Raw genomic sequence first — 24175 nt, forward strand, 5'->3', positions numbered from 1 at the left:
CGGGGGTGAATCTCTTTAAACAGGGGGGTGAAACAGAAGAAGGGGCAGTTTTTATCACTACTCGTGATGATACGGTCCACCATTTAAGATATTCATAGCACGATACAATTGCTCTACAAAGATAAGACGTATCATTTGATGTGAGAAAGTCATTTTAGAAAGCGATATTTTTTCGTGTGCCGCATCATATACCTTTTGCGAAAAGCCATACGGTCCGCCAATAAGAAAAACCAGTCGTTTATTCACTGTGTTCAGCTTCTTTTCCATCCACTGTGCAAAAGCAACGGAGCGAAATTCCTTTCCGTTCTCGTCCAACAAGACCACCACATCACCCGGTAGCAAGGATTTGAGAATAAGCTCGCCCTCCTTCTCTTTCTGCTGTTCCATGCTGAGACTCTTGGTGTTTTTCAGTTCGGGAATTACTTCCATTTCAAACGAGATAAAATGTTTAGTACGTTGTATATAGTCATTTATGGCAACGATATAATGCTGTTCTACTGTTTTTCCTACGACGAGTAAGGTTGTTTTCATCTTTAGTGTTTCTTTGTCTGAACGACAAATTTATGTTTTTTTATTCGGATATGTTACATATTATTTCTTACTTTGTCTATCATTAATAACTTGTGGCGTATGAAAAAAGCCCATATTTTATGCTTACTGGGGATGTTTCTCTTGTTGTCAAATGTAGCTGCACAAAGCATCCCGGCAGATTTGATTAATGCTTTTAATGAGGGATCTGCGCAAAAAATTGCCCCTTTCTTAGGCGAAAACATAGAGTTAGTTGTGCAAAATCGCAAAAAAGAGGTAAGTAAGAGTACAGCTATTCAAGAGTTATCGACCTTTTTCGCACAAAAAAAGGTTACTGGATTTACCATTAACCACGAGGGAAAAAGAAACGACTCCAGCTACATTATCGGCACGCTAACCACATCAGGAGGTGACTACCGTGTAAACTGCTATTTCAAAAAAGGAGATAAGGAGTATTTAATACATCAAATAAGAATAGATAAAACCAATGAATGAATTAATTGACAGATTAATTGACCTCGCCTTTGCCGAAGATATTGGCGATGGCGACCATACCACTCTTTCCACTATTCCGGCAGATGCCATGGGTGCATCCAAGCTACTGATAAAAGAAGAAGGAATACTTGCCGGAGTAGAAATCGCCAAAGAAATCTTTCATCGATTTGACCCGCAACTGAAAGTTGAGGTTTACATCAATGACGGCACCAAAGTAAAACCGGGAGATATTGTGATGCTCGTATCAGGAAAGACACAATCGCTGCTGCAAACCGAGCGCCTGATGCTCAACGTAATGCAACGTATGAGCGGCATAGCTACCATGACAAACAAATACGTGAAACGCCTCGAAGGAACCAATACGCGGGTACTCGACACTCGTAAAACGACTCCCGGTATGCGTATGCTCGAAAAAGAGGCAGTAAAAATTGGTGGCGGCGTAAACCATCGCATCGGACTCTTCGACATGATTCTTCTTAAAGATAATCATGTAGACTTTGCCGGAGGCATTGACAAAGCCATTACCCGTGCCCACAAATACCTGCAAGAGAAAGGTAAAGATCTGAAGATAGAAATAGAAGTACGAAACTTTGATGAACTGAATCAAGTACTTTCCATAGGTGGAGTAGACCGCATTATGCTCGATAACTTCACACCCGAAGACACCAAAAAGGCAGTAGCTATTATCGGTGGAAAGTACGAGACCGAATCGTCGGGCGGAATTACCTTCGACACACTGCGTGATTATGCCGAGTCTGGGGTAGACTTCATCTCGGTTGGCGCACTTACTCACTCAGTAAAAGGACTGGATATGAGTTTCAAAGCTGTGTAAAGGTTACTTTAGATTTTCGATTGCGGGTTATAAGTTCTTGGCTATGCTTCTTGCGTAACGCTATAACTTATAACCCGTTGTTTTTTAAAAATCTCCATTTGATATTCTTTAACAATCAAATATGCAGCATTCTTAAGGATGCCGCGTCCATTAGATGAAAGAAGCAAACATACGAACGGTATTAAACGCGTCGAATTTGGAAAATGAGGTAGAACTAATACAGGGCTGCAAAGCTGGCAACGATTTAGCCCGCAAACGTCTGTACACCCTCTATTCCGAACAAATGCTGGCGATATGCTATCGTTATACCGGCGATATGGATGCTGCTTACGATGTATTGCATGATGGATTCATCAAAATTTTCACGAAGTTTTCTTTTCGTGGCGAGGCTTCGCTCAAAACGTGGATAACAAAAGTGATGGTGACACAGTCGTTAGACTATCTCAGGAAAGTAAAGCGAACAAGTCAGTTGATGATTCACGAAGAGCAACTACCCGAAATACCGGAGACAGAAGGGCTTAGCGAAGCACACAGCTTAACAGAAGAGCAATTACTAAGCTTTGTTGCCGAACTTCCGGATGGTTGCCGAACAGTTTTCAACCTGTATGTTTTTGAAGAGAAGTCGCACAAGGAAATTGGAAAACTACTTCACATTAAAGAACATTCGTCCACTTCGCAGCTACATCGTGCCAAAGTCATCTTAGCAAAAAGAATTAAAGAATACATGCGTTATGAAGAAAGAAAATGATGAACTGACCAACCTGTTTCGCACACGGCTCGAAAACACAAAAATGCCTGTACGCGAAGAGTTCTGGAATACACTGCAACAAGATATTCCGGTGGTGATGAGTCGTCGTCGGCAGATGATGTACCGATTGTCGGGTGCTGCATCTGTACTATTGATACTTATAGGAGCTTCGGCAGCTTTCTTGCACTTCTCTCCAAAAGAGGAAATTTCAAATGCTTTTACACATATTGAGACTACTACCGGCAATACCGGTAAGATACGCTCCGATGCGGTGAAGGAAGACCTTCCACCCATTGAAGCTTTTCAAACGCCCTCGAACAACGTGGCTTACATAGCTCCGGTGGCAGACGAAGCAAACGAAGAAGAGTTCTCTTTTTCATTTTCAATGTCTTTCTCGGTTACGGAAACGGCTTCGGATGATGAGCAGAACCAGACTTACGCAAATAGACTCAGAACAAACGAAAATGAAGCCACTGAGACAGAACAACAGGCTCCAATTGCGACAACGAAAGCAGAAAAAACATGGGCAATAAAAGCACACGCAGGTGCTGATGTGCTTAGCGCAACAGAAAAAAAAGCGACCTTGTCGAATCAAGGTATAGCCGGAACGATAAAACATAAAAGATCTGCATCCTTTGGCTTGACGGTAGAAAAACAACTGTCGGATATCATTGCGCTGGAAACCGGTTTAATTTATACTCAGCTCAACTCAGAACTAACTGCTTCGGATGCTGGAGGATACTTCCACCAAGACCAAAAGCTACATTACCTTGGCATACCGTTAAAAGTTAACTTTACTTTGCTGGACAGCGACAAACTTACACTTTATGCTTCGGCTGGCGCTATGGCAGAGAAGTGCATAGCCGGTAACAGGTGGACAGCGTATATGGAAGCAGGCAAACAAGAACAATCTTACAAAGAAACCCAACGTCCCAACCCGCTACAATTTTCTTTAGCAGCAGCCGTAGGGTTACAATACAAAGTTAGCAGTCGCTTCGCAGTATATGCTGAGCCGGGCATCTCTTATTACTTTGACGATACCACTCCTGTGGCAACTATCCGCAAGGAAAAACCACTGAACCTGAATGTACGTTGCGGAGTTCGCATGACGTATTAAAACCTTGTTTGTTTTTCACTTAATTTTGAATGCAATGAAAAGAGCCTATTCATGGATAGTGGCAATAGCTTGTCTATTCCTCTTCGTAGCCTGCACAGACGACCCGGTAGACTACCACAACCCCGATGTAAAACTGTTTGTAAAGCACCTCAAAGCAGGAACCTACCATACCACCAATGCCGAAGGAGTGATAGATGTACCCTTGTTTACACGGCAACACATCCCCGAGCTACTTCGCTATACCACAGATTTGGCAGAGATTCCATTCTTCCCCACATCTTCTATCAACTCTCAATTTGGTGGTAAACCACGCTTGGGCGAGTGTCTTTTATGGATTATAGAGAGCATTCGTTTAGGCTATCCTGCTTCATTGGGCTGTAAATTGCTACACAAAAATGCCGAAAGTTACGACGGTATTTACTTCCTAACCAACGAGCAATTGCTGGAAGCTGTTAACTTGTATGCAGATTGGTGGAATAAAATAGAAGACCCGCAGATTGGATGGACGCTTGGATTATCAATTAACGACCCTTTAAAGGAAAGCAACTACCGTTGGTGGTAAATTAAAACAATGAATAAAAGACGCCTAAACCTACTCGTTTTAGTATGTTCTGCCTCTCTTACTCTCCATGCACAACTGGAGAATAAGAAAGATACAACCGAGCAAAAAAAGCAAGTAAACAACACAGAAGAAATTAAACTTAACCTCAAAGCGGTTAAGATGATTTCATTCGACTTGTTTGCCAACGATCCACTTTTTAATAACGAAAAGCTCACATTGAAACCCGACGAAACCTTGCCCGAAGTGTTTCCGGAAAAGAAAAAAGACTTAACCCTCACCCTTAGGCCCTACACACCGAATAAGAAGTTTTATTACGATCCTATCTATAAAACAAGGCAAAGCATCCCGGATAGTCTACTCAATCGAAAGAAAGCTTTTCGAGATCTGTACTTCTACTCCAACTGGGCAAAAAACTGGAAAGATGGGAAAGTACGCAAATCGCGCGAAGAGATAGAAGCCGCAGGCGTAAGGTATGTTATGGGGCAAGAACGTTCAGGAAATATGTACGTACCCTCTTACACCATCTCGCCCTTCAATGGCGGTGGTATTTCATTGGGTAATGGCAAGTATATGTCTACCACCGCTTCCGGAAGCACCGTCAGCGGAATGGATTTACTAGCACCTTTCACTAAAGAGTTTTGGAATGTAAAAGGGCGAAAAAGAAGAGCGCGAACATTGGAAGTACTAAATCACTATGGAGACTCTACAACGGTATTAATCAATCATGAGATTATAAAGCAGTAAATTATAACACTCCCTGCAAGCTGATCGGAGCTTTCCTGTTAGATATACACAATCTCCGTATCCTTAAAATACTTACTGCCCAATATATGCGCGATGCGCTTTATTACATTGCGGCGTATTTCCAATTCTACCGGCAGTGAGGGGTCTTGATGCGCGATATTGATTTTTGTGCCTACCAGGAAAGTAATCTTATCACTCGTCATGAGGTGGCGTAGTAATAGCTCGGCAGGGCTATCCGAAGAAGAAGAGACACTACCGGGCTTCAGCAACAAAGACTCCACCTTGCTCAATGTGAGGATTCCTTCGGTAATGAGGTCTATACCCTGCATGGTAGAGATGGGGGGCAGGTCGGGGTCGGACAAATCGAGACTTTGAGCAATGTCGCGATCCAATTCTCTTCCTATAATCTGGGCAGTGGTACCGCCACAAATTACTTTCTTCCCGTTGAACTCTTCTACCAACCGGCTTAGTTTGCAGTCGTCTTGTTCATCGAAAGGAGGACCCGAAGAAACCAAGAGGTTACGTGGGGTACGCATGTAGATAACCGCGCAAGTGGTATCATCCTTTACCGCGTAGCCATCGTTTTTATAGGACTCACCTACCATCATGCCGGCAAGTGTAGCAGCAGAGATGTCGGGGGTTCGGATAAAGGTTCGATCCAGAAAAGTTTTAATGCCGCTGCCCCAACCAAATGGATACTGTGATGTACCAATACCCGACTGACTGACTCCATCACTAAAAAAGACAATACGATCTTCGCGCTCCATGGTAAACTCCGAAATCCACAATTCGGTATTCTCAATATCGTCACGCTCCACAGGGATTTTCTGTTTGGGCAGCGTCAACATTTCTCCGCCACGATATAAGTAAAACGAAGGGCTCTCATATTCTACAATACGGGTGTTGCCCAGATAATCTATCTCGCAAATACAAAAAGTGGAATAGCTGATTTTTCGCCATTGGTCAATAGGAAGTGTCTTGATAATGCTGCTCGAAGCTGCAATAATATCTTCGTGCATCACCGAGTAGTTAAGTGCCATGGAAGCAGTAACGGTAGAGAGCATGTTCGCTTTTACACCACTCCCCAACCCATCGGATAGTACACAGATAATACGTCCTTCTTCTTTTAGCTTCTTACACAGAAAGGTATCACCGCACACTATCTCTCCGGCTTTGTTGCGCTGCGCACACTCTATCTCAACAAAGCTCCCATTGGTTCTCATAAGCTTTCGCTATCGTCGTACGCTTCGATTACAGCACGTAGGGTAGCATCTGTAAATGCAGCGTTTTCGCCCAGTATACCAGCCACCTTCTGCACGGTGTCGAGGTGATTCTTCATTACTTCGCGCGTTTTTTCAATTAACCATTCTTTGCGCACATCGGGGTCTTGCAGGTTTTGCAACAGCCCGAATACTAAATGGTGCGGCTGTATGTTGAAGATGGAGACAATCAGTAGATTATCTCCCTCCTTTACCTGACGTTCTTTAATTTCTTTCCCTGTTGTCAATACGTTGCTAAAGAGTGGCTCCAGCGAAACGACACTTTTTAGCTTTACATTACTCAACCCCGGCAACGCCTTGTACATTCCTTGTATCTTAGTACCCAGCATATCGGCACATTGAGCATTCATATCTACGATACGCAGGTCGGAATTAACGAGAATAACACCAGCCGGAATCTTTTGCAGCAGCACTGTAGCTTTGTCATGTGCTATCTGACGCATATACGAAGCACACATATTCTCTTCCGCACGATTCTCAATGAGGGCTGTGGCAAAGTCACGACAGGAGTCATAGCCGCAACTGCTACAATTAAGTTCGTCCTCACGCGACTTCTTCCCTACCCTTACAAGGGCTTCCATAATCTGTTTTTCTGAATAATTGGCAGGCTGTATTCCAGGGTCTTTTTCAAAAGTTTCACCTAAGTCAATGTGTTTGCAATCAAATTCATGCGGACGCTCCACTTCATCTTGGTGTACTACCCTATATCGTTTTATGGCAGGCGAAAGGGAACTTAACTTACCCGGACCATTAATACAACCACCTTCGCACGAAAGCAGTTCAAGAAAGATAGAGTTATGGTATGCCTCTTCAGGAATATCGCGAAGAACGCTTGCGATGTTCTCCAGTCCCGAAAAAGCCATGCCACTTACTTTATGTTCGCGCTGCTTCATTCCCATAAGCATACCATTCTCCATGGGGTAAAGGTTCCCTTGTTTGGAATGATAGGGTACAAAACCTTCCGTAGCGCTTGTCCACTGTTCGTGTTCCAAGTCTATACCTTCATCCTCAAACCAGCGATGCAGCTCTTTGAAAGTAATGGCCACATCTATTAAGTCGGGGTGGCGGTCGGCTTCCATCTTCTTGGCAACACAAGGTCCTGCAAATACCACCTTAGTATCTTCACCATAAAGTTCTTTCAACATCTTGGCGTGAGCTAGCATAGGCGATTGAATAGGAGTAATCTGCTGGGTATAGTGAGGTGCATACTTCCGGATGTACTCTACTACCACGGGGCATGCCGATCCTATATAAAGATTCTTTGGAGCATTATCCAGAAAACTGTCTGTACGATCGGTTACTATTTCGGCACCAAGAGCTGTTTCCGATACACCCGCAAATCCCAGTTCCTTGATGGCACTGACAAGCGTAGTGTACTTCACCTTAGGGAACTCACCTATATAAGAAGGTGCCAAGGAAAGATATACTTTAGGATGTTTGAAAAGCGTCATACGTGCACGCGCCAATCCGTCTCGAATTTTCTTCGCTTTAGTGGGGCACACACGGGTACAATGTCCACAATACACACATCGTTCGTCAATGATATTGGCTTTGTTATTTTCTATTCGGATAGCCTTTACCGGACATTCGCGTACGCATTTATAACAGTCCTGACAATTGGCTGGTTCAGTGTAAACAGGTCTTAACATGGGAATTCTTCTTGTAGTATTTTATGTAGCCCCGAAAGGGATACGGTTTCATATTCTGTTTCGTCTATAATGATTACGGGACCCCGGTTGCATTTATCCATGCACAAACATCCCGAAAACTCAATGGTTACTTCGAGCTTTTTCTCGACGATGAAAGCTTTAATAGCTTCCAAGTTAGCTTTATTTCCTCTGGAGAAGCAAGAGCTTCCCAGACATATTTTAATGGAACGTTTTTTCATATAGCAGTCGGTTGTCATGGCAAACTTAGGTAAAAATCTGCGATTTATATGCTTGTTTGATAAAAATATAAAAATCATATCTGCAATATTATAGATTTGTTTCATAAGCAAAAGAAACTTATGATAATATAATAAAAAAATCATATCTTTGTCTAGATAAGAGAAAGAAGCTTATTTTCTATAATAACATTTTTTTTGGTTTATGAGAAATACATCAATTGCCTTTTTCACTCTTTGCCTTTGTTTAGTATGTAGTTACTGCACTAAGGAGATTGAAATTTATGAAGAATTTAAAAAACCTGAATCAAAAATACTCTCAATAGAAAAGACAAATGGTTCCGACTATCAAATAACCACACAGATAAAAAATGGAGTAGGAGCAACACTCAATAGCTGCTATTTTGAGATTGAAGATATTACGATACCTAACACCATAAGGACTAAAATAGAAGCAAATAAAGAAAAGAAAGAGTTTAGTACAACTGCCCTAGTAACTTTGACAGAAAAACATGATTATAGAATACAAATTGTGTTAGAAACAGAGAAAAACAAATATAAAAGCGAAATCACATTCTTATATTTATCGGAAGATTATACGTTTAACAGCTTATCAGACATTTTATTTCCTTATATAGGAGAGTTTTATAGAGATACTCCCAATGAAATAGGTCTTACGCTCAATTCTGGCAAAGGGGGGCTTATTGATTTTCACTTTCAGCAACTCCCTTCTAAACCATTACCACTTGTCATCAAAGTAAATGGAAAAAAAATTCTGGAAACAACAATGGAATTTGAACATTGGATATATAACACTCAATACCAGGAATACATCAAAAGCGTTTACACCGAGTTCATCAATATCCCACCGGGAGATTACCCTATATTTATTACATTAGCTGATACTGAATATCAAATGAAAGAAAAGATTAGGATACTGGATAACAATATACGATATTTTAATCTTCCCCTTGCCTACTCGCAATGGAATAGTACAGCATTTTCATACGTTTATTCAAATAGGCCTTTTTATTTCCTGCAGAAAAACAAACAAACATATTTAGCGACTTCACTCGATGTGGAAAAAGGAGAATGGAAACTAGAAAGCGAAATTACACTTCCCTATGAGAATAGCTATTTTCTACCAAAAAGCACTCAGTTAAATAATGACTTGTATATGCTTGTAAGAAAAGATTCTATTTGTTATATTAAAGATGAAATATGGCCTGAAAAGATGTTTGTATTAGATATATGGAAATACAACAACACCTCTTTTGTAAAAGAAACATCATATCCAGGAAAAGCAAATCAAGATATCATATTCTTTACTGACGGTAAGAATCTGTATGCTGGTGGCGGGTATATATATACGTCAAATTTAGTAGGTCAGTCTGACTTTTGGTGTTATAATTTAGATGCAAAAGAATGGAAAAAAAGAAACGATATACCGATAACATTCAATAATCCTTTAGGTACAAGTAGCGTATTAATTGACAATGAGATATACATATTTACCAATTACCGGGAACTTTGGAAATACTCTCCGTCATCGGATAACTGGACACATGTCAGTACGCTAAAGGGTGGAGGTTATTATAGGAATAACAGTACTTTATTGTATTGTAAAGGCTCTTTATATGTATTGGGAGGAACCTTTATTCCCGGAGCTAATTTGTATGAAGAAGACGTTTGGGTATACAACATACAGAACAACAGATGGATGTTGAAATCTTTTTTTGACCGAGGATATTATAATTTTCCTGCATTTGTTAGAAACGATAAAATTTATGCCACCAACCACCTCATATTCGAGAATCTTAAGTTTATAGAAATCCAGTAACAATGTACCAATGAAGACACATAACTATCTATATATAATCTTAGCTCTAACCAGTTTGTTTGTTTCATGCGAAAAAGAGGTAATCATTACACCTACCGAACCTTTATTTTCCGACACCGATAGTCAATCTATGAATGAAATAGAGATAAATTATATAGAAACAAGCAATAACTCTATATATATTTCCTGGAAGAGGCAGAAAGTAATCACAAAATACGACCTTATCATTAATGATGAGTATACTATCAGAGACATACATGATAGTGATTTTATGTTTTCAGAATACGCCTATTATACAATTTACGGATTAACTCCAAATACAAAACAAAAGATAACGATAAGAGGATTTAACAAAAACAACGACACAAAAAATGTTTCATTCGAGGTATATACCCGAAAAGACTTTGTGGAAAATGTGAAACAAATTGTATTGGATAAATATCGGTATGATTATTTAAGTTTTACAGATTGTCACGTTACCCCCAACAACGACTTCATCATTGCAGCTTCAGCAACAATGCTAGGAAAGGAACTCACTGTTCTTTTTAAACTCACAAAAGAATACAATATAAAATGGATACAGGAGATTAATACACAATATATTAATTCCTTTGCCGATTTTGCCGATGGTTCACTCTTGGTGGTACATTCTTTGGGTGTAATTAAGCTGAACCCATTAGGCTGTCCGATATGGGAAAAGATATTTGTAAAAAATGATCTCACTCTTTATGCCGGTACTACCGAACCCGATGGCACCGTTTATCTAACCGGTACCATCTTCGAGTATGGGCCAACTCGTCAAATCTATACAGCAAAGTTAGATAGTTACGGTACAGTCGTGTGGGAACATTATGGCGAGAAAAAAATAAGTAAAGATATGTATTGGCCTAGCCATATTTTCATAAATGAGAAAGGAAGTATTATTATTACAGGAGGAACATGGAATGATGGAACGGCATACCCGGGAGAGGAAAATCTTTTCTTTTTTGAATACAGCAAAGACGGAGCAGAACTGAGTAAGAAACCATATACTATAAAGCAGATTCCATATTTTTTCTCCCAGTTAAAGTATATTGAGAAGTTGCCGGATGGATCGTATGTTTTATTTGTAAATGTTGCGGATTGGGATAGCGGTCTCCTAAACAAAGCTGTTCTATGTATAGAGATAGACGAAAATTTTAATTTTAAAAAATACGAGAAAAGGTACTTCTCTGCTGGGGGATATTTCCCACGAATTATTTCTGTATACAAAAGACCAGACTACACTTATTCGTGGTTACTTCACGACGATAGAGGAATCATACTTACCAACGTGAATAAATATGGAGAAGCATTATCAACCATTGGATTATACAACTTTCCACAAGGAGTGATTTCTGTTAGCACTCAGAACGACCAAACAACCTATATTACAAAAAGTGGTTTAATAATCACATTAAATCATGAAGGAGCAACACATGGATATCCTAAGTTTTTCCCCGACGAATTTATTAGATACAACTAAAATAAAATGACATGAAAAAATCCATAATTACAACATTTGTCCTCTTACTTACCATATTTCCCGCCCTTCAGGCACAAGAGACGTATATCATCAAAAATGACACTTTGGTAACGGGTTTAAATCTAATATTAGCTTCAGGAAGAAAAAAATATCATGAGGTGATTGAAGAAAAAAGAAAAAACAATGTTCTAAAGATTTATACTCCCAACATCATTAGTGAGTTCCATACGGATAATAAAACTTTTGTTAGTATGTCATCTCCAGTAGACGGTGAAGAACAAAAAGTTTTTCTTTATCAACTGGTTAAAAGAGATTCTATTACTGTTTATCAGTATGCGAACAAAGAGAAAAATTATCTGTTTTTTCGTAAAAACGAAGGAGAACTTAAAGAAATTACAGCACAAAATAATCCTTATTCTACATATATAAACGAAAAATATGAAGGTAACAGCACTCATCCAATCAATAGTTACCAGATTAGACCTACACCACAGTCTATTAGATTCGCTGAGAAGCTAATATATACCCAGAACAGGAACTTGTTAAGTCACATAAGATATGGAATATGGATAGGAGGTGGAATCAGCACCATTTCAAAATCAACTATCCCGAAAGAGAATACCAATACCCATCTATTTGCGGGATTGTTTCTAAACATACCTGTATATACATACTTCAGTGTACACTCGGAAATTTCTTTTATGCAGGAAGCATATAGTTATCATTACAAGAGTTCCGAAACGATTGATAAAACATTTAATCGCAAATCTCTATTTATGCCTATTATGTTGCGTTATAGCTTTAATAAAATAAAAGGTAATTTCATTCCGTACATACAAGCCGGACCTTCAACTCATTTTGCCTTAAAGCAAAAAGAAGAAAAACAGTTTCTTAGCATCAGTGACGAGAATGCTTCCATTGAAGAATTGCCTGTATCAGAGAAAAGCAACTTCTTTTATTCGGGAATAAGTAGCGGAACAGGATTAGAATATAAATTGAGCTCTCAGCATTCTGTATTCTTAGATGTACGATACATACACACGTTTATAACTAACAACAACAATATCATTTACGTTACTATTTCTGTTAACCTCTAAACTCAACTAAAAATGAAGCAATATTTACCTTTCATATTATTATTACTATTTCTGTATGGTTGTAAAGAAGAAACCGAATTACCTAGTTACGACCTCTATTTATTAGAAACAAACACTCCGATAGTCAGCAATTATGGGGTTACTTTTACCGCCAACTTAAAGAGGGAAAGTTCGGACGAAATTATAGAAAGAGGGTTTGTTATAACTCATAATTATGACAAAAATAAATGGTACCATCCTAACAACCCTGTAGTCGAAAAACACGATATTCCCTTGGATGGAGAATTCAGATTAAAGATTGAAAACGAATGGGATCCAGGTATAGGATGTAGCGTGCATGCGTATATAAAAACTTCAAAATATAATTACCAAGGTAAAGAGGTACACTTCACACCTAAAGGAAACCAGCCACCAATAATAAACTCAGTAACCCCCGAAGTACTAAGTAATACTGGGTATTTAACCATAACAGGAAACCACTTTTCCAAACATTTAATTAGGAATAAAGTGTACTTAAATGGCGTTGAATGCTATATTATGGAAGCAACTACAACAGAATTAAAGGTTAGTTATAGTATTGATTATATAGGATCTTATTATCTAAAAGTAGTTTCAAGAGGTGTTGAAGTTCAAAAAGAAATACCACTTGATATGCCGGGGCTAAAAATAAAATCCATATCACCTCAGCAGATATACGGTGGAAAGGAATTTACCATACAAGTTGAGGGTTACGATAGACTTTCAAGTATTTCCGTAATTATTGGAGGAAAAGCAGCCTACATTCTTGAAGAAAACTCACAAGAGATAAGATGCCTATGTCCTACTATCCCGGATGGAATAAACACTGAAGTATATATTTATATTCCTAAAGAAAGAATCAGTACTGCTAAATTCAAAATTCAAGTACCTAAATTTTGGGAAAATAAAAACGTAAAATCCTCTGAAAGCTCCCGCTATCAAGTTATAGGAAATGAAGCTTACGGTATGTCTGAATATGGTATTCAACAGTTTAACAAGAAAAACCATCAATGGGAAAACATCACAGCCTTTCCTGAAAGTGTAAATTTCAATTTATTTTTTGGTAAAGGAGACTATATTTATGTAGGAGGGTCAAATAATATACTACTTAAATATTACATTCCAGGCAATAAATGGGAGAAGTGTAAGAATACAATACATCCACTTGTTTCGAGAAACAATATAGGCGAATGGATTGATGATGAATATTACATTTCTGACTTTTCTTATAACAACTGGGTACCCAGGAATATTCTTATCAAATACTCACCCGAATCTGACACATGGACAGAGCTTAATGATAATATGGATAATCACTATAGATTCTTTCATATATCAGACAAAACATACTGTTTATCAGGCAATTCACTTTATGAATACAACATCAAGCAACAAGTAAAAGGGAAGCTATTTTATACCTTCCCATCTTACGTAAATGTAAGTGAGCGAATATACAACATAAAACGCACTGGTAATATCATATATTTCGATTCTGGCCATTATGATCCTATGTACCTGTTCGGCTTTGATTTCTCAAACAAAACATTCAAATCTTACGGAACGCCCATAACTTATTTCTATGGCTTTAATTTTGTATTATTGTTTAACGAGGATATGTTCGTTGGATGCAGTCAAGATTATGTATATAAATATATAGGAGAGTAAGACAACATAATTTACAGTGCTATTACTAATACCAAATACCAAACCTCGTCCACCCGTTTTCTGTTTCCAAACTGAACCTGCATCCATGATTGAGCAACACATCGCGCACAAACATTAGCCCGATACCTTGTCCGGCAGGTTTTGTTGTAAAGAAAGGGGTAAAAAGCTTTTCCCTAACCTCTTCGGGAATGCCGGGACCGTTATCCTCAATCAAGATAGAAGGCGGATTATTATAGGTAGTAATTTTAATCTCACCATTACAACCAATGGACTCGTAGGCATTCTTGATGATATTTACCAGTACCTGCTCCATCTGAATGCCGTCAATACGGATTATTTTATCTTCGCTGGCTAAGGTTAGTGTAAGTATTATATTTCGTTCGCCACAAGCACTACGTGTCAACGCATCTACTGCCCGAGCTTGTTCGTTGAGGGAAACATCAGAGAGAGTAGGCGCCGGTATTTTTACTACATGTGCAAAGTTACTGATGAATTTCGCCAAGTTACCGCAACGATCATGAGAGACTTCCACTGCAGGCAATACATCGTCCCAACCATTCACGTCATCTTGCTTGAAGATATCCGAAATAACGTTCAACGTAGAACCAATTGCTCCCACCGAGTTGTTTACTTCGTGAGACATCATACGGATAATACGCTCATAAGACTCCTTTTCTATCTTCAGCAATTCGCTGGTAAGTTCCTCTATCAGGATAAACGGGTGCTCAAATCCTTGATCTACAAACGACGACCGTACGCATCGGTATATATTCACACCCGAGGTGCGTACCACCGTTTCACTATCATTATCCAGCGCTGCAAGGGAAGTAGCCAAAGCTACGCCTGTTTCCGACAATCGTTTGCCGCGTACCTGTTCTACCGAGCTAATACCCAACAGGCGCACTCCCGAAGCATTTACATCACTTACCCGTTCATCAAAATCCAAAATAATGATTCCTTGCGAAGAGGCTTCTATCAACAAATCTAGGAAATGATTTTTCTCGCGTACTTGCAATCGTTCCTGCCTCAATGTTGCTATCATCCGGTTAAATACAGCAATCATCTGATTGGCTTCCTTATTCGCCACAGGACGCAGACGGGTAGAGAAATCTTGTTCATTCAGTAACTTCATACCACTCACAATGAGTTGATAGGGCTTGATGAGTTTTTTCTCAAGAAAAAGATAAATCGTCACAGGGATAATAAGTAAACCAGGCAGTATCCATAGCGGTTTTGATTCGTAGATAAAATAGACTATACAGGCTCCAGCCACTCCTCCCGTCAGTAGTGCAAGAAGTATCCCTATGATTAGTTTAACTCTCATTGCGGCAAGTTAATCGGGCAAGTTAATGTTATACTTTTCCATACGGCGATAAAGAGTTTGCCGGGTAAGGCCCAGCGCCGTAGCTACCTTGGAATGATTACCACCGTAGAGGGCTATAGCTTTGAGAATCATTTGCTTTTCCACACACTCCAAAGATTGCACAGAGTCAGTATTTCCCTTAACCGAAGTAGGTATCTCTACATATTGTTCCTTAAAATCCACATCTGTAATCCGGTCTTTACCCGAAAGTAATACCGTGCGGTCTACCAGGTTCTTTAACTCACGGATATTGCCCGGATACGGAAGGCGTTTGAGGAAAGCAATGCCTTCCGACGATATCTCAATGCTTTCTTTACCTAAAAGCATTGCTTGAGATGTGGCAAAGTGATGAGTTAGCAACGGGATATCTTCCAAACGCTCTCTTAGCGCGGGCATCCGCACCGTTATCAGGTTGATGCGATAGAACAGGTCTTCGCGGAAGCTACCACTTACCACCATGTCGGCTAAACTGCGGTTGGTTGCACTAATAACTCGCGTATCTACCTGCCGGGGCTTACTGTCGCCAAGTGCTTCGAAAGTCTGGTCTTGCAATACCCGTAGCAGTTTTACCTGGCACACAAGGTCAAGTTCGCCAATCTCGTCAAGGAAGATACTACCATGGTTTGCCAACTCAAACCGTCCGATACGGTCTTGCCGGGCATCGGTGAACGCTCCTTTCTTATGACCAAACATCTCGCTTTCAAAAAGACTTTGCGAAATACCCCCCAGATTTACCTTTACAAAGGGATTGTTCGCACGGTCGCTATTGTAGTGAATAGCTTCGGCTATCAGTTCTTTACCCGTGCCACTCTCTCCTGTAATAAGAACAGGGGCGTGTGTATTCGCTATGCGCGACACGGTGTTGAGTACCTGTGTAAGCAGGGGCGACTTACCTATTATTTTACCAAAGGCAGCTGTTGTCGAAGAGTGCTTTTCTTTATTTTCTTCTTCACTCAGCAGCAATGCTGTCCGAATACTGTTAAGTAGTGACGCATTGTTCCATGGCTTGGTTATAAAATCGAACGCACCCGCCCGTATACCTTGTACCGCAAGTGTTATTGATCCCCATGCAGTGATGAGTATTACCGGCACATCAGGACAGAATATCCTTACCTTTGCCAGCAGTTCCAGCCCTTCTTGTCCGGTGGTACTATTGGAGTAGTTCATATCCATCAATACCAGTTGGGGAGTGCTGTAACGCACAAAGTCTATAACCTCCGCAGGGGTGGCGGCAGTTACCACCTCATACCCTGCCCGCTTCAGCACCAAGGTTAGAGAGGAGCGCACAGTGGCGTCGTCATCACAAATTAATATCATTAAGCGTTTGTTGTTTTTAATTCAGTCTGCTAATATACAAATTATTTGCTATTCCGCCCTCAAGGCTTCAGCCGGTTCTGTCTTCGATGCCAACCACGATGGGTACCACACGGCAACCCCCGATATCAACGCCAGCAACAACAGTGTAATGGCATAGTTCACAAAGTAATGCCCACTGCCAAATCCTGCCATTTCATAATCGGCAAGAGGGATGCCTACCGCTTGCAACAGGTCGCTCTGTCCTAAGTTTACACACACGTACACTCCTATCACACTTGCCAACAGTAGTAATATCATGGTCTCTGCAAACATCTGCCAACGCACCTTCCGCTTTGACGAGCCCATGGCAATACGCAGCCCTATCTCGCTCTTGCGAGACTCTGTACGCGACCAGAAGGTGCCGATAATACCCAGGAATATATTAATAAAAAGAAAGAGTGTAATGGCAAGTACGCTCTTGAGGTTTTCGCCAACGTTGTAATCGAGTGTGCTTTCTTTTCTTTCCTCCAACGAAGAAATAGATTCAAAAGTGTAGGGACCTATAATTAATTGCTCCCTCATATCCTTAGCAAAGCGATCAGCAAAGCCTTCGTTGGCAGCAGGAGCCACACGAATGGTTATTTCATTGGTTGCGCAGTCGTAATTGGAACGTGTAAAGAACATAAAAATAATACTCTTATAGGGTTCCATTACATATCGCTTTTGCTTCTCCACTATGCCAACCACGGTATAATAATCTTCATTATCTTCGTGCAGTTTTATCTCTTTCACCGCATCAACAGGTATTCCGGTGCCTTTTTCATCCCGGAACATATTGTTTCTATCCGGACTTATAATCATGGTGCGGCTGTCACTGTTCTTGTCCAGTTCGCTGAAGTTACGCCCACTGACGAAGTTGTTCCTGAACACCTCAAAATATTCGGGAGTCACAGACTTCATCATTATGTTACAACTCACGGAATCGCCGTTTATATAGTAACCACGCGACATCGTAGAATATCCATACGGAATAGCCGCCGACGAAAAGCTCACACACTCCACACCGGGATATTGTTCCAATCTACTCTTCAACAGCATAGCGTAGTTGTACTTGTCGTCTTTGCTCTCTTTCGTCTTTTCCAGATTCTTCATACTTATCACGTAGGTATGTTCTATATCATATCCTTCGGATTCATAGTAACGGCTACCCACGTAATAGAGGTAGTCCATGCAGAACCAAAACACACAGAACACAATTATAAACTCCAGAAAGATTAGTGTATTGCTCTTTCGCTCGTTCCAGATAATGGTAAATATATGTCGTATCATGGCTATTTGTCGTTTTGATTAAGTGATTTGACAATAGTTACCCTCGAAGCCTTATAGGCAGGTAGTCCTGCCGAAAGTAGGTTTACGACCAAGCACACGAGGAACACAGCGATGAACACACCGGGGGTAATCAATGTCTCTATAGGTATCACGGTATTCTCGGCAACAGAAAGCAGCCACTTCTTCATCTGGAAGATAGCGATGTAAGAGAATATCAGCCCCAACACTCCACCGATGAGTGACGTTATAAAGTTTTCGTATAACACCTGAAGAAGGATTACATATTTCTTTGCACCGAAGGCTTTGCGCACCCCAATTTCGGATGTACGCTTCTTTATGCGCGAAAAACTGATTCCCGACAAGTTCAATGCCGGTACCAGTAACAGAATAGCCAGTATCAATACCCGCTTACGCCAAAGCACCTGCAGTTTTTCCTGCACCTCTTCCTGATTGGAACCACCTATATTGGCGGTAAAGGTTTGATGATTGTAAGGACCATATAGAAAAAGGAGTCTGTCGGGCTTATTGGCAGCATAGCGTTTCTCCTCGTTTCGTATTTCCTCGAAGAGGGCCGGATAACTACTTGTATGTTCGAGCAGCAGGGCTACCTGATACGAACTCTCCTCATACTCTTTCGTCGAAGTATAGGGTATCCATATCTTACTGGTAGCTTGCTTGAAAAGTGTAGACACATCCTTTACCACCCCGATAATCCGGTATTCTTTCTTATCCATTTCAAAACTTTTCCCGATGGGTTCTTCACCCTTAAAGAGGTTGCGTGCCTCAGTCTCACAAATTATAGCCAGGGGTACGCCCGACTGGAATTCCTCTTGTGTAAAGGCCCTTCCCTTCAGGAACGAGAAAGAGTATAGTTTCCAGTAATTGGCATCCGTATCGCGTACAGCCAAGCCATAGGTCTCTGTCTTGCCGGTCATATTCACCGAAACGTTTTTGGTACCATTGTAACCAAAGATACTAACGAGTTCGGGGGTCTTCAAATCCTTCAGATGATTGTTAGTGTACTCGTAGCTCACACTCCCCATATACGAGCTACTGTTCTTTTTGGCTGTATCTTGCTCCATATGTCCGTTCACATAGTACGTTCGCCATCTGTTTGCTTCCGGTGCCACGCTTGCGTTCCGTATCTCTTCCGATACAATAATGGTCATAATCATCATAATGGCAAGTGCCGTACCCAGTATGGCAATAATGCTCATAAACTTATTCTGTTTGAGCATGTACAAGGCTTGCCTGAAGTATATTCTATACATTATTCTACTCTCCTTCCGTCAAAGAACCTCACAATCTGCTTCGTCTCGCGCGCCAACTTCTCATCGTGGGTAACCATAATAATAGTAGTTCCCTCCTCGTTCAGCTTGTGCAGAACATCCATAATCTCGCGCCCCATCTTACTGTCTAGATTACCCGTAGGTTCATCGGCAAGTATAATCTTAGGACTACCCACAATAGCACGGGCAATGGCAACACGCTGACACTGTCCGCCCGATAGTTGAGAAGGAAAATGCTTCATACGATGAGAGAGCCCCACCTTTTCCAACACCTCGCGCGCCAACTCACGCCGTTGCTTCTCGCTACCTTTACGATAGAGCAGAGGCATCTCCACATTATCCAGCACATTGAGACTGTTGATCAAGTGAAAACTCTGGAAGATGAAGCCCAGCGTTTTGTTACGAAACTCCGCCATAGCGCCATCTTTCATAGACGAAGTATCGGTACCGGCTATAACAACATTGCCTTCGGTAGGAGCATCGAGCAACCCCGCAATGTTGAGCATGGTACTCTTGCCACACCCCGAAGGTCCCATAACAGAAAGGAAATTGCCCTGTTGCACCTCCAGATTTACATTTTCCAACGCAATTGTTTCCACCTCTTCGGTGCGGTATATCTTAGTGATACCTTGTAATTGAATAATTGACATAGTATATGTTATTGAATTTATACTTTATTACACAAGAATAAAGCAAGCTATATGCCAAAAAGCTAACGTATTGAATTTTAATAAATTACAAAACAGCACATCTGTCCGTGCGCGGACACTAGTGTCCAACTTCTTATTATTCCCAATTTGATTGAGCAACATATCGCGCACAAACTCTCTCTTTCTTTAAGTTATAATACACCATCAACGGGTGAAGAAGTAGTAAACGAAAACTCGAATTCCTTATAGTGCTCTATATTTACATCTATTGAAAGAAACTCGACCTGTTGTACCTTTAAATTTAGAAACTGATTAAATCCCCATAGAATAATTATTATAGGATGCTTTGGCTTCGTCAACCGTTTCTTACATTTTCTAATGCGATTGTTTCCACCTCTTCGGTACGGTATATCTTATTTATTTATACTTTCTATAAAAGAAAAAAGCAAGTCGTTTGCCAAAAATCTAACATATTGGATTCTAATAAATAACAAAACCACATTACTACCCGTGCGCGGACACTAATTTCGAACTCATAGGAAAAAGAGTTTAGTGTATTTATAAAATTCCTATACGAATGTTTTAACTCATAAAATAATTGTATATTTGCAATTCATAGAAAAAGGCAAAGGCATGAACAGAAACACATTTAAACGTTACTTTTCACTCAGAGTACTTCCAATATGGACTATTTTATTGATTGATGTAATTATCATTATCCTATCTTGTCTATTTGCTTACGCATTAAGGTACGATTTTAAAACAGCATTTATCGATGACAGCTCCATACTCAAAACAGTGGTATGGGCAGTAACGATTAATCTCGTTTTTTTCCGTCTCTTCCGAACATACTCCAATGTATTGAGATATTCTTCGTTTATAGATATCATGCGTATATTTGCTTCGCTCACAGTATCCTACGGTATACTGATGCTTGCAAGCTTTCTCTCTAACACACTCTTTTCCGATCAAAACCTTATTACTAACGAGCACATAGGTTCTATCAGCGTACTGCTTATTGCTTATATCATTAACTTTGCAGCTATGGCATTCTCGCGTGTGTTTGTAAAACAACTCTTCGATGCGTTACACTTCGACGAGCGACACAGCGCCAACGTGTTCATCTACGGAGCTAAAGAAGCTGGAGTAAACATAGCGAAATCCCTGCGTGTAAATATGCGTAATCACTACCGCTTGTGCGGATTCATTGCCGATGAACCTGAGCTTATTAATAAAACCATGATGGGAGTGAAAATTCACGCCAACGACGAGTATCTATTCGACGCCATTGAACAACGCAATATAAAAACAATCATTGTGTCGCCACTCAAAATGGAAGCGTTAAAACACTCTCCACTACTTGATAAGTTTATCGACAATAATATCAAACTAATGACTGCTCCTCCCTTAAGTGACTGGAACAGCATGATGCCGCAAGTAGTGCAACTCAAGAAGATCCAGATAGAAGACTTGCTACAGCGCGAAAGTATTCGTATCAACATGCGAGAAATAGCCAATATGCTTGAGGGAAAACGTGTAATGATAACCGGAGCTGCAGGATCCATCGGTAGCGAAATAATGCGACAGGTAGTATCCTATAACCCCTATAGCCTTGTGCTCATAGATCAAGCTGAAACGCCTTTGCATGATGTTCGATTAGAGTTGCAAGACAAATGGCGCAATATAGATGCCCACACTATTATAGCCGATGTATCTAACGAGACACGTATGGATGAGGTTTTCAAGAAATTCCGTCCCCAATACATATTTCATGCCGCAGCCTATAAACACGTGCCCATGATGGAAGACAATGTATCCGAAGCCATACAGATAAATGTAAAGGGAAGCCGAATTATGGCAGATTTGGCAGTAAGGTACGAAGCCGAAAAATTCGTGATGGTATCTACCGATAAAGCAGTAAACCCCACGAACGTCATGGGATGCTCCAAGCGACTGGCAGAAATATACATACAATCGCTTGCAAAAAAAATTCAAAAAGACCAATCATCATGCGTTAAATTCATCACCACACGATTTGGCAACGTACTGGGGTCAAACGGTTCAGTAATACCACGTTTTCGCGAACAGATAGAGAATGGAGGGCCTGTAACCGTTACACACCCTGACATAATACGATATTTCATGACTATACCCGAAGCTTGTAGTCTTGTTCTTGAAGCCGGATGTTTGGGGAACGGAGGCGAAATATTCATATTTGACATGGGAGCGCCTGTAAAAATAGTAGATCTAGCCAAACGAATGATTGGACTATCGGGACGCCGAGACATCAAGATTAAGTACACTGGTCTGCGACACGGAGAAAAACTCTACGAAGAGCTACTCAACAATAAAGAGCTCACAAAGCCCACACATCATGAAAAAATAATGATTGCCACTGTACGCGAATACAATTATGATGAAGTAAAACAAAACATCCAAAATCTCATAGATTTAAGCTATTCTTACGATTCAATGAAAATCGTAACAGCTATGAAAAATATTGTACCCGAATTTGTTAGCAAAAACTCCATGTTCGAAGCACTTGATTGTCCCAAAGAACAAAAGACCAGTACACTTTAAGCTATGAGCGAAAATGAAGAAAAGCACTGGTATGCAGCCCGCACACGTGCCAATCAAGAATTAGCTATAAGGGAGCGTCTAGAAGAAAAGAAAATAGAGTACTATTTACCCACACGTATCGTTAACCGAAAATTAAGCGACCGGATAAAGAAGGTAGAAATACCAGTTATCAGCAATATTATATTTATCAAAACTTCTAAAAATCACGCTTACGAACTCATCAATATACATGGGCTAAAAATTTCTTACCTGCAAGATTTTGCCGCACGGTCAATACTCATTGTTCCCGAAAAACAAATGAATGATTTCATGCGCATTATGAAATTACCACCCGATGACGTAGACCAACACAATGAAAACTTTGAACCCGGTGATAAAGTAAGAGTTATAAGAGGTCCATTATCAGGTATAGAAGGCGAAATGATACGCCTCGAAGGAAGAACACACGTGTTACTACGCTTACTAGACCTCATAGTCGTCAGTGTAAAGATTCCCAAAAATTACCTCGAAAAAATATAACTCAATAACGCTAACAATTAAACGTTTTAACGTTAATCCGTTTTAGAGGGTCAACGTTGAAATCTTTGTTGGTGATTCTTTAAATTATATCTCTGTTTATCTTTGTCTCATGTAACATGAAGACTTTATTCGTTTGTTTTTACCCTTTTTCGTGGTTTATCATTTTGATGCAGCAGACTGTCTTGATTCTCTTATCCGAATTAACATTTACCTTGACGAATCATACAAACTTCCTTCTAAGTAATTGTGTCTTTTTGCCAGTGCATTGGCAAAGTTGTGCCAACGCACTGGCACTACTGTGCATCAACGCTGGCACAACTTTGCCAACGCGTTGGCACAACCTACTGACGTATGTTTCAAAAAGACAGCTCAAGTCGAAATCTTTGTTGGCGCTTGTCTTCCCTTTACATTGCTGCTTATTTCCCCAGAAAAACAACCTTGCGCTAAGACGCTTCTGAGAGGGGTATTTCAACCCCAAATACTTGACGCGTCAACTCTTTATACTTGAAGCGTGTACTCTTTATACTTGACGCGTCAAGTATTTGGAGCACACGCCTATACTATTTAACGATCCGTTAATTACTTTAAAAATAGAGCAACCAACGCAGCAGCAGAATCATTCAATGCAAAAATAAAGGCATTTAGAGCACAGTTCAGAGGAGTAAGGGAAAGGGAATTCTTTATATACAGGCTGACAAATATTTATGCATAAAAATAAAATCCCTCAGGTTTTTACGTTGATCCGCAAGAACCATTGAAGCACACTATCTAAAAATAATAAACTACTTTGAAAGAAGAGCAACCAATGCAGCGTCAGAATCTTTCAATGCAAAA

At 40.3% G+C, this 24175-nt stretch carries 21 protein-coding genes and 2 pseudogenes; 14 read left to right on the plus strand and 9 right to left on the minus strand.

Annotated features, from left to right (window positions below):
• Positions 1–57 precede the first annotated feature (57 nt).
• Complete coding sequence (gene rlmH, locus D0T50_RS12595) at positions 58–531, minus strand: 23S rRNA (pseudouridine(1915)-N(3))-methyltransferase RlmH (RefSeq protein ID WP_163223888.1); 474 nt, start codon at positions 529–531, stop codon at positions 58–60.
• A 99-nt stretch (positions 532–630) separates the two neighbouring features.
• Between rlmH and D0T50_RS12600 the strand changes: the two genes are divergently transcribed.
• The 6 genes from D0T50_RS12600 to D0T50_RS12625 all read left to right on the plus strand — a co-directional run bounded on the left by D0T50_RS12600 (position 631) and on the right by D0T50_RS12625 (position 5026).
• Complete coding sequence (locus D0T50_RS12600; protein WP_163223889.1) at positions 631–1023, plus strand: DUF4783 domain-containing protein; 393 nt, start codon at positions 631–633, stop codon at positions 1021–1023.
• Positions 1016–1855, plus strand: coding sequence for a carboxylating nicotinate-nucleotide diphosphorylase (gene nadC, locus D0T50_RS12605; protein ID WP_163223890.1), 840 nt, complete (start codon positions 1016–1018; stop codon positions 1853–1855). The genes D0T50_RS12600 and nadC overlap by 8 nt, the downstream gene beginning before the upstream one ends.
• A gap of 196 nt (positions 1856–2051) precedes the next feature.
• Positions 2052–2603, plus strand: a complete 552-nt coding sequence (locus D0T50_RS12610) for an RNA polymerase sigma factor (protein WP_163223908.1) — start codon at positions 2052–2054, stop codon at positions 2601–2603.
• On the plus strand, positions 2587–3720 hold the full coding sequence (locus tag D0T50_RS12615; RefSeq protein ID WP_163223891.1) for an outer membrane beta-barrel protein: 1134 nt from the start codon (positions 2587–2589) through the stop codon (positions 3718–3720). Before D0T50_RS12610 ends, D0T50_RS12615 begins: the two co-directional genes overlap by 17 nt.
• A 34-nt stretch (positions 3721–3754) precedes the next feature.
• Positions 3755–4282 (plus strand): DUF4943 family protein, encoded by a 528-nt coding sequence (locus D0T50_RS12620; protein WP_163223892.1) that lies wholly within the window; start codon positions 3755–3757, stop codon positions 4280–4282.
• A 9-nt stretch (positions 4283–4291) separates the two neighbouring features.
• The gene (locus D0T50_RS12625; RefSeq protein ID WP_163223893.1) at positions 4292–5026 is read left to right on the plus strand and encodes a DUF4858 domain-containing protein; all 735 of its coding nucleotides are present in this window, start codon (positions 4292–4294) and stop codon (positions 5024–5026) included.
• Between the two features lie 38 nt (positions 5027–5064).
• Here the strand turns inward: D0T50_RS12625 and D0T50_RS12630 are convergent, their stop codons facing one another.
• From D0T50_RS12630 to D0T50_RS12640, 3 genes are read right to left on the minus strand one after another with little or no spacing between them, the layout of a single operon-like run.
• Positions 5065–6249: a SpoIIE family protein phosphatase gene (locus D0T50_RS12630; RefSeq protein ID WP_163223894.1), complete on the minus strand. Its 1185-nt coding sequence runs from the start codon at positions 6247–6249 to the stop codon at positions 5065–5067.
• Positions 6246–7955 carry a [Fe-Fe] hydrogenase large subunit C-terminal domain-containing protein gene (locus D0T50_RS12635; protein WP_163223895.1) on the minus strand — a complete coding sequence of 570 codons (1710 nt, stop codon included), beginning with the start codon at positions 7953–7955 and terminating at the stop codon, positions 6246–6248. Before D0T50_RS12635 ends, D0T50_RS12630 begins: the two co-directional genes overlap by 4 nt.
• Positions 7949–8194, minus strand: a complete 246-nt coding sequence (locus D0T50_RS12640; protein ID WP_163223896.1) for an NAD(P)H-dependent oxidoreductase subunit E — start codon at positions 8192–8194, stop codon at positions 7949–7951. Before D0T50_RS12640 ends, D0T50_RS12635 begins: the two co-directional genes overlap by 7 nt.
• A gap of 202 nt (positions 8195–8396) precedes the next feature.
• Here D0T50_RS12640 and D0T50_RS12645 point away from each other — a divergent pair, with 202 nt between their 5' ends.
• Genes D0T50_RS12645 through D0T50_RS12660 form a run of 4 tightly spaced genes read left to right on the plus strand, consistent with a single transcriptional unit; the run spans position 8397 to position 14315 of the window.
• Positions 8397–10031, plus strand: a complete 1635-nt coding sequence (locus D0T50_RS12645) for a hypothetical protein (protein ID WP_163223897.1) — start codon at positions 8397–8399, stop codon at positions 10029–10031.
• A 10-nt stretch (positions 10032–10041) separates the two neighbouring features.
• Positions 10042–11535 (plus strand): hypothetical protein, encoded by a 1494-nt coding sequence (locus D0T50_RS12650; protein WP_163223898.1) that lies wholly within the window; start codon positions 10042–10044, stop codon positions 11533–11535.
• A gap of 11 nt (positions 11536–11546) precedes the next feature.
• Positions 11547–12632, plus strand: coding sequence for an outer membrane beta-barrel protein (locus D0T50_RS12655; RefSeq protein ID WP_163223899.1), 1086 nt, complete (start codon positions 11547–11549; stop codon positions 12630–12632).
• A 12-nt stretch (positions 12633–12644) separates the two neighbouring features.
• Complete coding sequence (locus D0T50_RS12660; protein ID WP_163223900.1) at positions 12645–14315, plus strand: IPT/TIG domain-containing protein; 1671 nt, start codon at positions 12645–12647, stop codon at positions 14313–14315.
• Between the two features lie 25 nt (positions 14316–14340).
• On the opposite strand, the gene D0T50_RS12665 is transcribed toward D0T50_RS12660, so the two are convergent.
• The 5 genes from D0T50_RS12665 to D0T50_RS12685 are packed head-to-tail and all read right to left on the minus strand — an operon-like array spanning position 14341 to position 20242.
• Positions 14341–15639, minus strand: a complete 1299-nt coding sequence (locus D0T50_RS12665; protein WP_163223901.1) for a PAS domain-containing sensor histidine kinase — start codon at positions 15637–15639, stop codon at positions 14341–14343.
• A gap of 9 nt (positions 15640–15648) precedes the next feature.
• On the minus strand, positions 15649–16995 hold the full coding sequence (locus tag D0T50_RS12670; RefSeq protein ID WP_163223902.1) for a sigma-54 dependent transcriptional regulator: 1347 nt from the start codon (positions 16993–16995) through the stop codon (positions 15649–15651).
• Positions 16996–17043: 48 nt separating this feature from the next.
• The gene (locus D0T50_RS12675) at positions 17044–18303 is read right to left on the minus strand and encodes an ABC transporter permease (RefSeq protein ID WP_163223903.1); all 1260 of its coding nucleotides are present in this window, start codon (positions 18301–18303) and stop codon (positions 17044–17046) included.
• Between the two features lie 2 nt (positions 18304–18305).
• The gene (locus D0T50_RS12680) at positions 18306–19520 is read right to left on the minus strand and encodes an ABC transporter permease (protein WP_239058269.1); all 1215 of its coding nucleotides are present in this window, start codon (positions 19518–19520) and stop codon (positions 18306–18308) included.
• A gap of 53 nt (positions 19521–19573) precedes the next feature.
• The gene (locus D0T50_RS12685) at positions 19574–20242 is read right to left on the minus strand and encodes an ABC transporter ATP-binding protein (RefSeq protein ID WP_163223905.1); all 669 of its coding nucleotides are present in this window, start codon (positions 20240–20242) and stop codon (positions 19574–19576) included.
• 633 nt (positions 20243–20875) lie between these two features.
• Here D0T50_RS12685 and D0T50_RS12690 point away from each other — a divergent pair.
• From D0T50_RS12690 to D0T50_RS12705, 4 genes and pseudogenes are all read left to right on the plus strand, one after another.
• Entirely contained in the window at positions 20876–22822 is a 1947-nt protein-coding gene (locus tag D0T50_RS12690) for a nucleoside-diphosphate sugar epimerase/dehydratase (protein WP_163223906.1), read from the plus strand.
• Positions 22823–22825: 3 nt separating this feature from the next.
• Positions 22826–23341, plus strand: coding sequence for a UpxY family transcription antiterminator (locus D0T50_RS12695; protein ID WP_163223907.1), 516 nt, complete (start codon positions 22826–22828; stop codon positions 23339–23341).
• A gap of 574 nt (positions 23342–23915) precedes the next feature.
• Positions 23916–24053: pseudogene (locus D0T50_RS12700) on the plus strand (transposase); the annotation flags it as partial.
• A 41-nt stretch (positions 24054–24094) separates the two neighbouring features.
• Positions 24095–24175, plus strand: a pseudogene (locus D0T50_RS12705) (ISL3 family transposase); the annotation flags it as partial.

Origin of the sequence: Bacteroides sp. 214, from assembly GCF_010501015.1 — a bacterium.
GTDB lineage: Bacteria > Bacteroidota > Bacteroidia > Bacteroidales > Bacteroidaceae > Bacteroides.